Here is a 14,029-nt window from a genome sequence, read left to right on the forward strand (position 1 = left end):
GTCAGGTGCGCACGTACGTCTGCAGGGCGGGGCCCGGGTGCAGCACGGCGTTGACGATGGCCTGGATCGCGAACGCACTGGTCTCACCGAGGTCGATCTCGTCGGGGTGCAGGAGCCACTGCAGCTGCAGTCCGTCCATGACGGCGAGGATCGCCGCTGCGGCCGACGCGATGGTGTCGGGATCGGACACGCCCTCCTGCGCGCACAGCTCATGGAACGCCGCCGTCACCTCGCGGCGGAGCGTCGTGTACCGCTCGGCGAAGAACGGCCGCGACGGATGCTCGTCGGTGACGGACTCGGCCGAGAGCACGGTGTACGCCTGCACGATGCCGGGACGCTTCTGGTTGGTGAAGGCCGTGCGCACGAGGTGCAGGAACAGCTCAGGGCCGCCGGGGATGTGCTTCTGGGCCAGGCCGGCGACGTCGTCCTGATCGCGGTACGCGAGCACCTCGAGCAGCAGATTCTGCTTCGAGCCGAAGTGATGCAGCACGCCGGCGTGGGTGATGCCGACCTGTTCCGCGACGTCTGCGAGCGTGCCGTTCGTCGAGCCCTTGTTGCCGAAGATCTCGATCGCCGCCTTGAGGATCTGCTCGCGTTTCGCGCGTGTCGCCGGGCGCACGCGTACCGTCTGGTCGCTGTCTGCCACTGCGGCTTCCTCTCCCTCGTCGAGCTGTGCTTGCGATCCAACTTACTCCTCGGTAACCTCACGGGAGCTTACTTTCTCGACAGTAAGCTAATCACGACCGTCGGAGGGCTCCCGTCCACCGACGACGCAGCACAAAGACCCGTGCCAAGGAGAAGCAATGAAGCTCAGGAAGTCTCTGATCGCCGTGACCGCGATCACCGCACTCGGCATCTCGGCCCTCGCCGGATGCTCCGCAGGAGGAGGAGGTGACGACTCGGGCAGTGCCGCCGGAGGCGCCTCCCTCACCATCGCGAAGCCCGACGGGGCGATCACCACCGAGTCCAACAACCCGTACGTCGGCGACTCGTCCGCCTCGAAGTACGGGTACGGCAAGGTGATCTTCGAGACCCTCGCCCTCGTGAACCAGACCGGCGATCGCGGCGTCACCCCCTGGCTCGCCGAGAGCCTCGAGTGGAACGACGACTACACCGTCCTCACGGTCGTCCCGCGCGCGGACGTCACCTGGAGCGACGGCGAGCCGTTCACCGCCGACGACATCGTCTACTCGTACGAGCTCGCCTCCACGCCCGCCCTCGACACGGCCGGCCTCCAGCTCGACAGCGCCGTGGTCGATGGCGACAGCGTCGTGCTGACGTTCGCCGCGTCGAAGTTCGTCAACCTGGCCCGCGCCCTGCACGTGCCCATCGTCCCGAAGCACATCTGGGAGAACCTCGACGACCCGGCCACCGACCCCGTCAAGGGCGACGACCTCGTCGGCACCGGCCCCTACGTCCTGTCGAACTGGTCGACCGAATCGGTCACCCTCGAAGCCCGAGACGACTACTGGGGCGGCGATCTCGCGGTCCCCGAGCTGCACTACGTCTCCTACGGCGACAACACCGCCCTGACCACGGCGCTCGCGCAGGGCGAAGCCGACTGGGCACAGGCGTTCATCCCGCAGATCCAGGAGCAGTTCCTCGACGCCGACCCCGAGCACAACAAGTTCTGGGCCGCTCCGACCACCGGCTCGGCGACGCTGTTCATGAACCTGCAGCAGAAGCCCTTCGACGACCCGGCCTTCCGTCAGGCGCTCGCGTGGGTGATCGACCGCGATGCCTACGTCGACATCGCGCGTGAAGGCGCCAGCGAGGCCGTCTGGTCGGTCACCGGACTCTCGTCGATCCTCGAGGACGAGATCCAGCCCGAGTTCAAGGATGTGGACTACTCGGTCGACGCCGAGAAGGCCCGCGACCTGCTCGAGACCGCCGGGTACACCTGGAAGGACGACGCGCTGATCGACCCCGACGGCGCACCCGTCTCGTTCACGCTCTCGGTCCCCTCCGGATGGAGCGACTGGAACACCGCCCAGGAGCTGATCGCCGAAGACGTGACCGATGCCATCGGCGCCGAGGTCAAGATCGACATGCCCGACTGGGGCGGATGGGCCGACCCGCGCGACAACGGCACCTTCTCGGCCATCATCCACTGGCTGGAGGACAGCGGCACGGCCTACGGTCTCTACACGTCGACCATGGACCCTCGGTGGATCTCGGACGGCAAGGCCGGCTTCAACTTCGGTCGCTTCGAGGACCCCGCGGCGACGGCAGCGCTGAACACCTACGCGAACGCCTCGTCCGATGAGGAGCGCACGGCGGCACTCGACACGCTGCAGACGATCTTCTCCGAGCAGGTGCCGGCCATCCCGCTCGGTGCCCACCCGCTGCTGGGCGAGTTCAACACCCGCAACTACGTGGGCTGGCCGTCGGAGGAGGACCCGTACGCATCCGCCGACCCGACGCAGCAGAACATCGTGCAGATCCTCACGAAGCTGACACCCGCCGAGTAAGCACCCTCCTGTCGGGGGAGACCGTGCCCGCAGCGGCGCGGGCTCCCCCGGCCAGGTCGACGAAGGACACCCCATGCCAGACCCTCTGCTCAGTGTGCGCGACTTCTCGGTCGTGTACGACGTCGATCCGCCCGTCGAGGCGGTGAAGAACGTGACCCTCGAACTGCAGCGCGGCGAGATCCTCGGTCTCGCCGGTGAGAGCGGCTGCGGCAAGACCACGCTCGCCTACGGGGTGCAGCGCCTGCTCCGTGCCCCGGCCGTCATCACGGGCGGCAGCGTGACGTTCCACGACGTCACCGGCGTCGACGTCGACATCAACGCCCTCGATGCCGAAGCGATGCAGCGATTCCGCTGGGACAAGGTGTCGATGGTGTTCCAGGGCGCCATGAACGCCCTCAACCCGGTCGCGACGGTCGGCTCGCAGCTCGAGGACGTCTTCGAGATCCACCGCCCCGACATGAACCGCAAGCAGCGGCGCGCCGAGGCCGAGGAGCTGCTCGAGATCGTGAAGGTCGGACGCCAGCGCATCCGCTCCTTCCCGCACGAGCTCTCCGGAGGCATGCGGCAGCGCGTGATGATCGCGATGGCCCTGGCGCTGCGTCCGCAGCTGATGGTGATGGACGAGCCGACCACGGCGCTCGATGTGCTGGTGCAGCGCGAGATCCTCTCGCAGATCTCGCAGCTGCGTCACGAGTTCGGCTTCTCGGTGATCTTCATCACCCACGACCTTCCCCTCCTGCTCGAGATCAGCGACCGGATCGCGATCATGCGCGAGGGCGAGATCATCGAGCTCGCGACAGCCGAACGGATCTGGAGACAGCCCGAGCACGAATACACGAAGACACTGCTGTCGTCGTTCCCCCGCCTGACCGGGGAGAGAGGGGTGCTGGTGCGATGACCACGCTCGAGTTCCGCCATGTCACGAAGGCCTACAACGTCCGCGGCGCCGGCCAGATCAAGGCCCTCGACGACGTGAGCTTCACCCTGACCTCCGGCCGCACGATCGGCCTGGTCGGCCAGTCCGGCAGCGGCAAGTCCACGATCGCGAAGATCCTGACGCAGCTGGAGACGCCGACCAGTGGTGAGGTGCTGCTCGACGGCACGCCCATCCCGCGTCGCGGCAAGGGGCTGCGGACCTACCGGCAGCAGCTGCGCATGGTGTTCCAGGACCCGTTCGCATCGCTCAACCCGTACCACTCGATCCGCTACCACCTGGAGCGACCGATCCGGCTCGACGACGTCGTGCCCAAGAAGGAGACGGAAGACGAGGTCCGCCGACTCCTCGAGCGCGTGCGACTCGACGCGGACGCCGTGATCGACCGCCGTCCGCACGAGCTCTCCGGCGGGCAGAGGCAGCGGGTGGCCATCGCCCGCGCCCTCGCCTCCCGGCCCTCGCTCCTGGTCGCCGACGAGCCCGTCTCGATGCTCGACGTCTCGATCCGTCTCGGCGTGCTGAACCTGCTCGCCGACCTGCAGCGCGAGGAGGGACTCGGCGTGCTCTACATCACCCATGACCTGGCGACCGCCCGCCACTTCAGCGACGAGATCATGGTGCTCAACCAGGGCCGAGTCGTCGAGTACGGCACGGCCGACGACGTGATCCTGAACCCGCAGGACCCGTACACCCGCGAGCTGCGCGCCGCGTCTCCCGACCCGGAGAAGCACTTCGCCTCGGCGGCATCGAACGGAGGCGCGCTGTGAGCACGGCATACCCCCAACTCGACGACAACGACCTCCTGGCCCGCGATGCCCTCGAAGTCGGCACCACCGCGACCACAGCCGAGCGCGGGCGACGGCGCGTGCCGTGGCGGTTCTTCGCCGGGCGCGCGGGCTTCTACCTGTTCACGCTGTGGGCGGCCATCACGATCAACTTCTTCCTGCCGCGGCTCATGAAGGGCGACGCGGTCAGCTCGTACCTCGCCCGCAACCGCAGCGTGAGCCCCGAGGCCGAGGAGGCGCTGCGCATCCTGCTCGGCATCGACACCGACAAGTCCATCTGGCAGCAGTACCTCGAGTACTGGGCGATGCTGCTGCGCGGCGACCTCGGCATCTCGACCCTGCATGGCCTCCGCCCGGTGGCCGAGGTGCTCGCGGCCGCCTTGCCCTGGACGCTGGGTCTGGTCGGCATCGCGACCATCATCTCGTTCGCGATCGGCACGGTCGCGGGAGCCATCGTGGGATGGAAGCGCGGCAGCAAGCTCGACGCGATCATCCCGGTGACGACGTTCTTCAACACCATCCCGTACTTCTGGCTCGGACTCATCGCGATCGCTGTCTTCTCCTCGACGCTCAAGTGGTTCCCGTCATCGCACGCCTACGACAAGGGGCAGTCCCCGGAATGGAGTCTCGACTTCATCGGCCAGGTGATCATGCACGGGACGCTCCCGGCGCTCACCATCGTGGTCGCCTCGCTCGGCGGGTGGGTGCTCGGCATGCGCAACATGATGCTGACCGTGCTCGACGACGACTACATCACGGTCGCCCAGGCGAAGGGCATGCCCAACAAGCGGGTGCTCTGGGGCTACGCCGCCCGCAACGCGGTGCTGCCGCAGATCCAGAGCTTCGCGCTGTCGATCGGCTTCATCGTCGGCGGCACGATCGTGATGGAGATGGTCTTCAGCTATCCGGGTGTCGGCAAACTCCTGCTCGATGCCACCAACGCCAAGGACTTCGCCCTCATGCAGGGTGTGTTCCTCGTGATCACGCTGTCGGTGCTCGTGGCCAACATCCTCGCGGACGTCGTCTACGCCTACCTCGACCCGCGCACGCGCCAGATGGAGTCCTGACATGACCGTTCCCACCACCGCAGCGAGCACCGCCCCCGACGGGTCGGCCGTCGTCTCGGGCATGCCCGAGACCGCGACTCTGCGCACCGCCCCGACCGGAGCCCCGCCGCGCAAGACCTTCTGGTCGCAGCTCGCCCAGGCGTTCGCGATGTTCCGCAACCCCAAGTCGATCGCCGGGCTCATCATCCTCGGGGTCTTCGTGCTCATCGCGATCCTCGCCCCCCGGATCGCGCCGTACGGCCCGACCGAGAAGGACAGGACAGCGCTGCGCCAGCCGCCCTCCTGGGAACACTGGCTCGGCACCACGCACATGGGGGAGGACGTGCTGAGCCAGATCATCTTCGGCACCCGCGGCGTGATCGTCGTCGGCTTCCTCGCCGCCTTCATCGCCACCATCATCGCGATCACGATCGGCGTGATCGCCGGCTATGTGCGCGGGTGGAAGAGCGAGTCGCTGTCGGCGCTGACCAACGTGTTCCTGGTGATCCCCGGCATCCCGCTCATCATCATCATCGCCTCGCAGTTCGACAACCCGCCGCTCATCGTTATCGCCGCCGTCCTCGGCCTCACGGGCTGGGCGTGGGGGCCAGAGTGCTGCGCGCGCAGACGATGTCGCTGCGCAACCGCGACTTCATCCAGGCTGCGCGTGCGAACGGCGAGCCGCTGCGCCGCATCATCACGGTCGAGATGCTGCCGAACCTCATGGCTCTCATCGCGTCGAGCTTCGTCGGCACCGTGACCGCCGCGATCCTCGGACTCACGACGCTCGCGTTCATCGGGGTGATCCCGGTCAGCAACCTGAACTGGGGCACGATCCTGTTCTGGGCGCAGCAGAACGGCGCGTTCCCGCGGCTGTGGTGGTGGTACGTGCCCGCCGGGCTCTGCATCGCGATCATCGGCGTCGCGCTCTCGCTCATCAACTTCGGCATCGACGAATACGTCAACCCGCGCCTGCGCTCGGCGGGCGAGCGGGCCAGAGCCATGAAGAAGAAGGGGCTGAACGTCAACGACGCCGTCACGGCGGTGCGCAGCGTGCCCCTGCCCGCGCCGACCCCCGATCCCGTATCGTCGGCGACCTCGCCCGACTCCTCGACCTCCTCGCCCGCGAACACGAACCAGAACACGAAGTGATGACCTCTCAGACCCTCACCACGCAGCTCCCGTACCAGGACCCCGCGCTCTCGATCCCTGAGCGCGTCGCCGACCTCCTCGGGCGCATGACGCTGGAGGAGAAGGTCGGGCAGATGCTCCAGCTCGACGCCCGTGACGACCTCGACGACCACATCGCCCGCCGTCACGCGGGGTCGATCCTGCACACCTCCCCCGAGCGCATCCTGCGTGCGAACGAGCTCACGGCGCAGACCCGCCTCCGCATCCCGCTGCTCGTGGGGAGGACTGCATCCACGGACACTCGTTCTGGCCAGGAGCCACGATCTATCCGACGCAGCTGGGCATGGCCGCTTCGTGGGATGCGGGGCTCGTCGAACGCGTCGCCCGCGCGACGGCGGAGGAGGTCGCGGTGACCGGCATCCACTGGACGTTCTCGCCCGTGCTGTGCATCGCCCGCGACCTGCGCTGGGGCCGCATCGACGAGACGTTCGGCGAAGACCCGTTCCTGATCGGCGAGCTGGCCTCGGCGATGGTGCGTGGCTACCAGGGCGACGGCCTCGACGACCCGACCGCGATCCTGGCGACCGCGAAGCACTTCGCCGGATACCCGAGACGCAGGGTGGGCGCGACGCGAGCGAGGCCGACATCTCGCGCCGCAAACTGCGCTCCTGGTTCCTTCCGCCGTTCGAGCGCGTCGCCCGTGAGGGATGCCGCACGTTCATGCTCGGCTACCAGACCACCGACGGCGTGCCGATCACCACGAACGACTGGCTGCTCAGCGATGTGCTTCGGGGCGAGTGGGGCTACACCGGCACGCTCATCACCGACTGGGACAACGTCGGACGCATGGTGTGGGAGCAGCGGATCCAGCCCGACATCGCCCACGCGGCCGCGGCGGCGGTGCGCGCTGGCAACGACATGATCATGACCACGCCGAGCTTCTTCGAGGGCGCGCTCGACGCGGTCGCGGCGGGCATGCTCGACGAAGACGCGTTCGATGCCGCCGCCGCCCGCATCCTGACGCTCAAGTTCGAGCTGGGGCTGTTCGAGAGCCCCCGGCTGCCCGGCACCGAGCTCGACGCGGTGGTGGGCAGCACCGCGCACGCGGAGCTGAACCTCGAGGTCGCGCGCCGTTCGCTCGTGCTGCTCGAGAACGACGGCGTGCTGCCGCTCGACCCGACGGCGCCGCTCAGGGTGCTCGTCGCCGGGCCCCTCGCCGACGACGCGCAGACGCAGCTCGGCGACTGGGCGGGCGGCTCCGGTCAGGCGGGGTGGCTCGACGGTCAGCCACGCGACATGATCACGACGGTGCTCGACGGGCTGCAGGCGATCGACGGCTGGACGGTGACGCACACCAGGGGTGCCGACATCCTCACGCTCGAGGAGGATCCGCGCGGACGGTTCTTCCCCGATCACCAGCCGCGCCCGCCGGTCGTGAAGCCGTGCGAGCCGGATGCGGCGCTGATCGCGGAGGCCGTGGCTGCCGCATCGGAATCGGACGTGGTCGTGGCGGTCGTGGGCGACCGGATCGAACTCGTCGGCGAGGGGCGATCCACCGCGACGCTCGAGCTCATCGGCGGGCAGAACGCCCTGATCGACGCGCTCATCGCGACCGGGAAGCCCGTCGTGATCGTGCTGCTCGCCTCGAAGCCCCTCGTGCTCCCGGCCTCCGCATCGAAGGCGGCCGCCGTGATCTGGGCGGCCAACCCCGGGATGCAGGGCGGCCGGGCATTGGCCGACATCGTCTCCGGAGCGGCCGAGCCCTCGGGACGCCTGCCGATCTCGTTCGCCCGTCACGTGGGGCAGCAGCCGACGTACTACAACCAGATCCGCGGCCAGCACGGCGACCGGTATGCCGACCTCACGCAGTCACCCGCCTGGGCGTTCGGCGAGGGACTGTCGTACACGACCGTGGAGTACGCGGACCTGTCGCTCGAGAAGACGGCACTCGGGGTGTCCGACACGATCGTCGGACACATCACCGTGTCGAACACGGGTGCGCGGTCGGTGCGCGAGACCGTGCAGGTGTACGTGCGCGATGCCGTGACGAGCGTGAGCTGGACCGACAAGGAGCTCAAGACGTTCCGCCAGGTCGATCTCGCGCCGGGGGAGACCGTGCGGGTGCGGGTCGAGCTTCCGGTCGCGGAGTGCACGATCGTGGATGCGGCGGGTGCACGCCTGGTCGAGCACGGCATGTTCGAACTCCTGGTCGGTCCGAGCTCACGCGACGAGGTGCTCCTCTCCGCCGAGTTCGAGGTGACCTGACCGTCGCTGCGTATGCGCCGTTCTCGCTCTGCGGTGCAGATCGCGTTCCGATATGCAGTCCGAGCGCGTGACGTCGCTCCTAGCCTTGGGTGATGGATTCGCTCGTGCTGCAGGCCTGGGGAGACGAGTCTTTTCGAACGGCGGGTGTGGAGCGGCCTTCCTACCTCCTGGGCGCTGCGGTCGCCGATGTCTCACACTGTGAAGACATGCGTGCGGAGCTCCAGCGTCTTCCTCGACGCGGGCCGAAACTCCATTGGCGAGATCAGGACAGACGCGCCAGGGATGCATCGATCGCAGCGATCTCGGGTTTCGATGCCTACCACGTCATCGTCATCGCAGCGCCGGTCGATCCCCGTCGGCAGGAACGCGCTCGCGCGCTGTGTCTGGAGAGACTCGCGTGGCAGCTCGACGCACAGGGCGTGCGACTACTCACCCTCGAAGCGCGTCCACCCCAGTTGATGCGACGGGATCTCCGGACTGTCGACGCGCTGCGCGGCAAGCTGGCACTCCCTGAGGGGCTTCGGATCGATCATGCGCAACCCAGCGAGGAGCCGATGGTGTGGATCGCCGACCAGGTGCTTGGAGCGCTGGGAGAGAAGCTGGCCGGCGGTCGGAGCGAGTGGTTCGATGCAGTGAGTCCGGTCACGACCATCCAGCAGATCCCGCTCTGATGCGCGAAAGCCGGGTCCCGTCCAGAGGGGCGGGGGTCCCGGCTTCTACTTCCCTACCCCCAGCGGGGGCGGGCTGAAACAAGTCTACGTCCCTTGAAGCTGTAGCGCCCTATCGTTCTGCAGATCGGTGGGTTCAGTCCTGAAGGCGCTGGGGGCCGACACCCTGGGTGCCGAGAGCATCGTCGGGGTTGAGCAGGCCGCACGCCTTCATCGACAAGCAGCCGCAGCCGATGCATCCGGTGAGTTCGCGTTCGAGGCGTTCGATGCCCTCGCGTCGTTTCTCGAGCTCGCGCTTCCACCGTCGAGAGGCGCGTTGCCAGTCGGCGTGGCTCGGGGTCTCGGTCAGCGGCACGTCGGCGAAGGCCGTCTGCACGTCGGAGAGCGGGATGCCGAGGCGCTTGGCCACCGTGATGAGCGAGACGCGGCGCAGCATGTGCCGTGCGTAGCGGCGCTGGTTCCCCGACGTGCGGGTCGAGGCGATGAGTCCGAGGGACTCGTAGAAGTGCAGTGCTGAGGCTGCTACGCCGGTGCGCCTGGTCATCTCGCCGATCGTCAGCGGCTCGTCGGGTGCGTGCGGGCTCATCCGTGGCCTCCTCGATTTGACCTCAAGTGTACTTTAGGTTTTACGGTGGAACCGTGACCCGAACGAAGACCGACCGATGACGTATGTGATCGCCCTCCCCTGCGTCGATCTGAAGGACAAGGCCTGCATCGACGAATGCCCGGTCGACTGCATCTACGAGGGGGAGCGCTCGCTGTACATCCACCCCGACGAGTGCGTGGACTGCGGCGCCTGCGAACCCGTGTGCCCCGTGGAGGCGATCTTCTACGAAGACGACCTGCCCGACGAGTGGCGGGACTACTACAAGGCGAACGTGGAGTTCTTCGACGAGATCGGCTCGCCCGGAGGGGCGGCCAAGACGGGGATGCTCACGTTCGACCATCCGCTCGTCGCCGCACTCCCCCCGCAGGAGGCGCACGCATGAGCCCGCGCCTCGTGATCATCGGCGTCACGCTCGACCACGCGCAACCCGCGCCCGCGAAGGAGACCGTCCGATGACCGCCCATGCCCCCGATCCAGCGCCGCACCCGGCAGCGCCGGTCCCCACTCCCGTCGGCGAAGGGCTCAAGTCCGCGTTCCGCACCCACCCCGCCGGCGTGGCCATCATCACGGCGCAGACTCCGGACGGTCCGGTCGGCCTCACCGCGTCGAGCGTGTCATCCGTGGCAGTGGATCCCGCCGCGATCGTGTTCTCCGTCACCCGAGCCACCGGGAGCGCGGGGGCGATCCTCGGCGCCGAGACCTTCCTCGTGCACCTGATCGACGACGAGCACTCCGCGCTGGCGCAGAGCTTCGCGATCAGCGGCTCCGAGCGCTTCACACCGGCTCAGGGCTGGACGACACTACCCACGGGAGAGCCGCACCTCCCCGAGGCGCGTGCGGCGCTGCGGTGCCGTTCGATCCAGAACGTCCCCGTCGGCTCCTCCACGGTCGTGATCGCCGAGGTGCTCGAGGTGCTGCCGGGGCGCGCCGCCCGTCCACTGGTCTACCTCGACCGCCGTTTCCATGCCCTCCCGCACGACACCGCCCTCTGATCCCGCACCACGAAAGGAACACCATGTCCGCGCTCTACACACTCCCCGAGCTGCCCTACGACTACGCGGCGCTCGAGCCGCACATCTCCGGCAAGATCATGGAGCTGCACCACTCCAAGCACCACCAGGCGTACGTCACCGGCGCGAACACCGCGCTCGAGCAGCTCGCCACCGCCCGCAGCGCCGGGGACCTCGCCAACGTGAACAAGCTCGAGAAGGACCTCGCCTTCAACCTCGGCGGCCACATCAACCACTCGGTGTTCTGGCAGAACATGTCGCCCGAGGGCGGCGGCGCTCCCGAGGGCGAGCTGGCGGCAGCGCTCGAGGACGCATTCGGGTCGATCGACGCCTTCCGCGCGCACTTCACCGCGACCGCGCTCGGTGTGCAGGGGTCGGGCTGGGCCGTGCTGGCGTGGGACAGCGTGGGCGCCCGTCCTGTGATCTTCCAGCTCTTCGACCAGCAGGGGAACGCGCCGCTCGGCGTCACCCCGCTGCTGCAGCTCGACGTCTGGGAGCACGCCTACTACCTCGACTACCTCAACGTGCGCGCCGACTACGTCAAGGCCTTCTGGAACCTCGTGAACTGGCCCGACGTGCAGCGCCGCTTCGAGACCGCCCGCACCGCGACACAGGGTCTGATCGTCGGATCCTGATCCCGCGGGGCGCCCTGCGTCCGCCCAGGCACGCACTCGCGTGACCGTCTAGGGTGGAGGGAGGAGCGTCGGGAAGCCTGGTCGACATCATCGTTCGTCGACACCTCGGAGCTCCCATGACAGACGCCCGTCGTTCCTTCCCCGCCCGCGGCAGCTACCGCGAGGTCCGCCGCATCGGCACCCTCCTGCGAAAGGAGAGCGTCGGCGGCATACTCCTCGTGGTGATGGCAGCGATCGCCCTCGTGTGGGCGAACTCCCCGCTCGCGGAGAGCTACTTCGCGCTCCGCGACTTCGAGATCGGCTACGAGCCGTGGCACCTGCGCCTCAGCCTCGGAGCCTGGGCCGCGGACGGACTGCTGGCGATCTTCTTCTTCCTCGTCGGTCTGGAGCTGAAGCGGGAGTTCGTGATCGGCGATCTCCGCGATCTCCGCACCGCCGTCGTCCCGGTGGCTGCTGCCGTCGGCGGCGTCGTGGTCCCCGCCCTGATCTACGTGCTCGTCATCGGGCCCGATCCCGAACTGCTGCGCGGATGGGCGGTTCCGACGGCGACCGACATCGCCTTCGCCGTGGCCGTGCTCGCGATCATCGGCTCGCATCTGCCCGCGCGACTGCGCCTGTTCCTCCTGACACTCGCCGTCGTGGACGACCTCATCGCGATCGGCATCATCGCGATCTTCTACACCGACGACCTGAACCCGATGCCGCTGCCCGCCGCGATCCTGGGCCTCGCCCTGTACGCGGCGCTCGCCCAGATGCGGCAGGGGTTCTTCGCCCGCAACCGCTTCGCGGCCTGGCTGATCCTGCTCCCGATCGGCGTGGTCGTGTGGGCCTTCGTCCACGCCTCGGGGATCCACGCGACCATCGCGGGCGTCGCCCTGGGCTTCATGATCCCGGTCCGTTCCGGGGAGACGGATGCCGATGGGGTCGAGCGCCCCGGCCTCGCGGAGGAGTTCGAACATCGGTTCCGTCCGCTGTCGGCCGGTTTCGCGGTCCCCGTCTTCGCGTTCTTCGCCGCCGGCGTCGCAGTCGTCGGCGACGGCTTCGTGCAGACGGTCACCCATCCCGTGGCCATCGCGATCGTCTGCGGTCTGGTGCTCGGCAAGCCGATCGGGATCGTGATCGCCACGTGGATCGCGACGAAGGCGACGCGTGCCGAGTTGGGTGGGGGACTCCGGTGGGTCGACCTGATCGGCGTCGGCATCCTCGCGGGTATCGGATTCACGGTGTCGCTGCTGGTCGCCGAGCTGAGCTTCCCCGCAGGACTCGAGCACGATGCCGCGAAGGTCGCCATCCTGATCGCCTCGGTGCTCGCCGCGGTCGCCGCTTCGATCCTGCTGGGCGCGCGCAACCGCCGGTATCGGGCGATCGCCGCGCAGGAGTCCGTCGACGCCGACGGCGACGGCGTTCCCGATGTGTATCAGCGCGAGGAGTAGGCGGGGCTCCGGTCAGACGAGCCGTGCCGTGGTGCCGCGCACGTTGAGCTCGTACGGCAGCTCGGAGGGGATGTGCACCTCGTCCGGGGTGGCGAGCTTCGCCAGCACGGCATCCGCGGCCCGTTCGCCCTGGCCGAGCGGGAACTGGTCCACCGTGGTCAGGCGGAAGAACTCCCCGAGCTCGTGTCCGTCGATGCCGACGATCGACAGCTCCTCCGGCACGCTGAAGCCGAGGTCGCGCGCGGCGAGCAGGGCTCCGATCGCCATCTCGTCGGATGCGGCGAACACCGCGGTCGGGCGGGGGCCAGGGCGTCCGAGCAGCTGCTTCGCCGCCCGATACCCGCCCTCGACCGTGAAGTCCGCGGGTTCGAGGAACGCGTGGTTCAGGGGGATGCCCGCCGTCAGCAACGCCTTCTCGAAGCCGAGGCGGCGGTTCGTGGGGATGTGGAAGTCGATGTCGAACTCGGGGTTCGCGCCGATGTGCGCGATGTCGGTGTGACCGAGCCCGATGAGGTGCTCTGTGGCGAGCTGGGCGACGGCCACGTCGTCGACGGTGAGGGTGTCGAGCTTCGGGTTCGGGCCGCCGATCGCGATCACCGGAAGTCCGAGATCGAGCAGGTGCTGCGTCTCGTCCTCGTCGAGCTCGATCGACACCGCGATCACGGCGTCCACCCGCTGACGCCGCAGGAACGTGTCGAACACGTGCCGGCGCACGTCTTTGTCGGCGGTGATGTTGTACAGCGTGATGTCGTAGCCGGCGCGCATGAGCGCCGCCGAGACGCCGGAGAGCACCGTGCTGAAGAACCACCGGTCGAGGAACGGCACGACGACGCCGATGTTGCGCGTCCGACCCGAAGCGAGACTCGATGCGCGGGACGACACGACGTAGCCGAGCGACTGCGCCGCTGCCTGCACCCGCTCCTTGGCGGACTCGGACACGTGTCCGCGGCCGCTGAGCGCGCGGGAGACGGTCGCGGTGGAGACCCCGGCGAGCCGGGCGACCTCATCGATGCTGGCCATGTGTTCCTCTGTGTGATCCGCTCC

The 14,029-nt window shown here is 68.4% G+C and carries 12 protein-coding genes and 2 pseudogenes; 11 read left to right on the forward strand and 3 right to left on the reverse strand.

The window, feature by feature from the left end; genetic code table 11:
• Position 1 precedes the first annotated feature (1 nt).
• Complete coding sequence (locus K1X59_RS02295; protein ID WP_183151704.1) at positions 2-646, reverse strand: TetR/AcrR family transcriptional regulator; 645 nt, start codon at positions 644-646, stop codon at positions 2-4.
• A gap of 157 nt (positions 647-803) precedes the next feature.
• Between K1X59_RS02295 and K1X59_RS02300 the strand changes: the two genes are divergently transcribed.
• The 7 genes and pseudogenes from K1X59_RS02300 (at position 804) to K1X59_RS02330 (ending at position 9,303) form a co-directional block, all read left to right on the forward strand.
• Positions 804-2,471: an ABC transporter substrate-binding protein gene (locus K1X59_RS02300; protein ID WP_183151705.1), complete on the forward strand. Its 1,668-nt coding sequence runs from the start codon at positions 804-806 to the stop codon at positions 2,469-2,471.
• Between the two features lie 73 nt (positions 2,472-2,544).
• A complete protein-coding gene (locus tag K1X59_RS02305) occupies positions 2,545-3,369 on the forward strand; it encodes an ABC transporter ATP-binding protein (RefSeq protein WP_183151706.1) in 825 nt (274 codons plus the stop codon).
• Positions 3,366-4,172 carry an ABC transporter ATP-binding protein gene (locus K1X59_RS02310; RefSeq protein WP_220173878.1) on the forward strand — a complete coding sequence of 269 codons (807 nt, stop codon included), beginning with the start codon at positions 3,366-3,368 and terminating at the stop codon, positions 4,170-4,172. The genes K1X59_RS02305 and K1X59_RS02310 overlap by 4 nt, the downstream gene beginning before the upstream one ends.
• Positions 4,169-5,257, forward strand: a complete 1,089-nt coding sequence (locus tag K1X59_RS02315; protein WP_183151708.1) for an ABC transporter permease — start codon at positions 4,169-4,171, stop codon at positions 5,255-5,257. The genes K1X59_RS02310 and K1X59_RS02315 overlap by 4 nt, the downstream gene beginning before the upstream one ends.
• Positions 5,258-5,318: 61 nt before the next feature.
• Positions 5,319-6,388: pseudogene (locus tag K1X59_RS02320) on the forward strand (ABC transporter permease).
• A pseudogene (locus tag K1X59_RS02325) lies at positions 6,388-8,632 on the forward strand (glycoside hydrolase family 3 N-terminal domain-containing protein). The pseudogenes K1X59_RS02320 and K1X59_RS02325 overlap by 1 nt, the downstream one beginning before the upstream one ends.
• Before the next feature lie 92 nt (positions 8,633-8,724).
• Positions 8,725-9,303 (forward strand): hypothetical protein, encoded by a 579-nt coding sequence (locus K1X59_RS02330; RefSeq protein ID WP_183151709.1) that lies wholly within the window; start codon positions 8,725-8,727, stop codon positions 9,301-9,303.
• A 133-nt stretch (positions 9,304-9,436) separates the two neighbouring features.
• On the opposite strand, the gene soxR is transcribed toward K1X59_RS02330, so the two are convergent.
• A complete protein-coding gene (gene soxR, locus K1X59_RS02335) occupies positions 9,437-9,886 on the reverse strand; it encodes a redox-sensitive transcriptional activator SoxR (protein WP_183151710.1) in 450 nt (149 codons plus the stop codon).
• Positions 9,887-9,962: 76 nt separating this feature from the next.
• Here soxR and fdxA point away from each other — a divergent pair, with 76 nt between their 5' ends.
• From fdxA to nhaA, 4 genes are all read left to right on the forward strand, one after another.
• Positions 9,963-10,289: a ferredoxin gene (fdxA, locus tag K1X59_RS02340; protein ID WP_183151711.1), complete on the forward strand. Its 327-nt coding sequence runs from the start codon at positions 9,963-9,965 to the stop codon at positions 10,287-10,289.
• Positions 10,290-10,359: 70 nt separating this feature from the next.
• Complete coding sequence (locus K1X59_RS02345) at positions 10,360-10,899, forward strand: flavin reductase family protein (RefSeq protein ID WP_183151712.1); 540 nt, start codon at positions 10,360-10,362, stop codon at positions 10,897-10,899.
• A gap of 23 nt (positions 10,900-10,922) precedes the next feature.
• A complete protein-coding gene (locus K1X59_RS02350; protein ID WP_183151713.1) occupies positions 10,923-11,552 on the forward strand; it encodes a superoxide dismutase in 630 nt (209 codons plus the stop codon).
• Between the two features lie 116 nt (positions 11,553-11,668).
• A complete protein-coding gene (gene nhaA, locus K1X59_RS02355; RefSeq protein WP_220173879.1) occupies positions 11,669-12,985 on the forward strand; it encodes a Na+/H+ antiporter NhaA in 1,317 nt (438 codons plus the stop codon).
• 12 nt (positions 12,986-12,997) lie between these two features.
• Here nhaA and K1X59_RS02360 read toward each other — a convergent pair whose 3' ends face one another.
• Entirely contained in the window at positions 12,998-14,005 is a 1,008-nt protein-coding gene (locus tag K1X59_RS02360; protein WP_220173880.1) for a LacI family DNA-binding transcriptional regulator, read from the reverse strand.
• Positions 14,006-14,029: the final 24 nt, after the last annotated feature.

Source organism: Microbacterium sp. Se5.02b, assembly GCF_019464375.1.
In the GTDB taxonomy this organism is placed as follows: domain Bacteria; phylum Actinomycetota; class Actinomycetes; order Actinomycetales; family Microbacteriaceae; genus Microbacterium.

Excerpts from the sequence above, each read along its gene's own strand:
- K1X59_RS02310 (WP_220173878.1), top strand. The coding sequence starts at position 3,366 with ATGACCACGCTCGAGTTCCGCCATGTCACGAAGGCCTACAACGTCCGC.
- fdxA (WP_183151711.1), top strand. The coding sequence starts at position 9,963 with ATGACGTATGTGATCGCCCTCCCCTGCGTCGATCTGAAGGACAAGGCC.
- soxR (WP_183151710.1), bottom strand. The coding sequence starts at position 9,886 with ATGAGCCCGCACGCACCCGACGAGCCGCTGACGATCGGCGAGATGACC.
- K1X59_RS02350 (WP_183151713.1), top strand. The coding sequence starts at position 10,923 with ATGTCCGCGCTCTACACACTCCCCGAGCTGCCCTACGACTACGCGGCG.
- K1X59_RS02300 (WP_183151705.1), top strand. The coding sequence starts at position 804 with ATGAAGCTCAGGAAGTCTCTGATCGCCGTGACCGCGATCACCGCACTC.
- K1X59_RS02360 (WP_220173880.1), bottom strand. The coding sequence starts at position 14,005 with ATGGCCAGCATCGATGAGGTCGCCCGGCTCGCCGGGGTCTCCACCGCG.
- K1X59_RS02330 (WP_183151709.1), top strand. The coding sequence starts at position 8,725 with ATGGATTCGCTCGTGCTGCAGGCCTGGGGAGACGAGTCTTTTCGAACG.
- nhaA (WP_220173879.1), top strand. The coding sequence starts at position 11,669 with ATGACAGACGCCCGTCGTTCCTTCCCCGCCCGCGGCAGCTACCGCGAG.
- K1X59_RS02345 (WP_183151712.1), top strand. The coding sequence starts at position 10,360 with ATGACCGCCCATGCCCCCGATCCAGCGCCGCACCCGGCAGCGCCGGTC.
- K1X59_RS02305 (WP_183151706.1), top strand. The coding sequence starts at position 2,545 with ATGCCAGACCCTCTGCTCAGTGTGCGCGACTTCTCGGTCGTGTACGAC.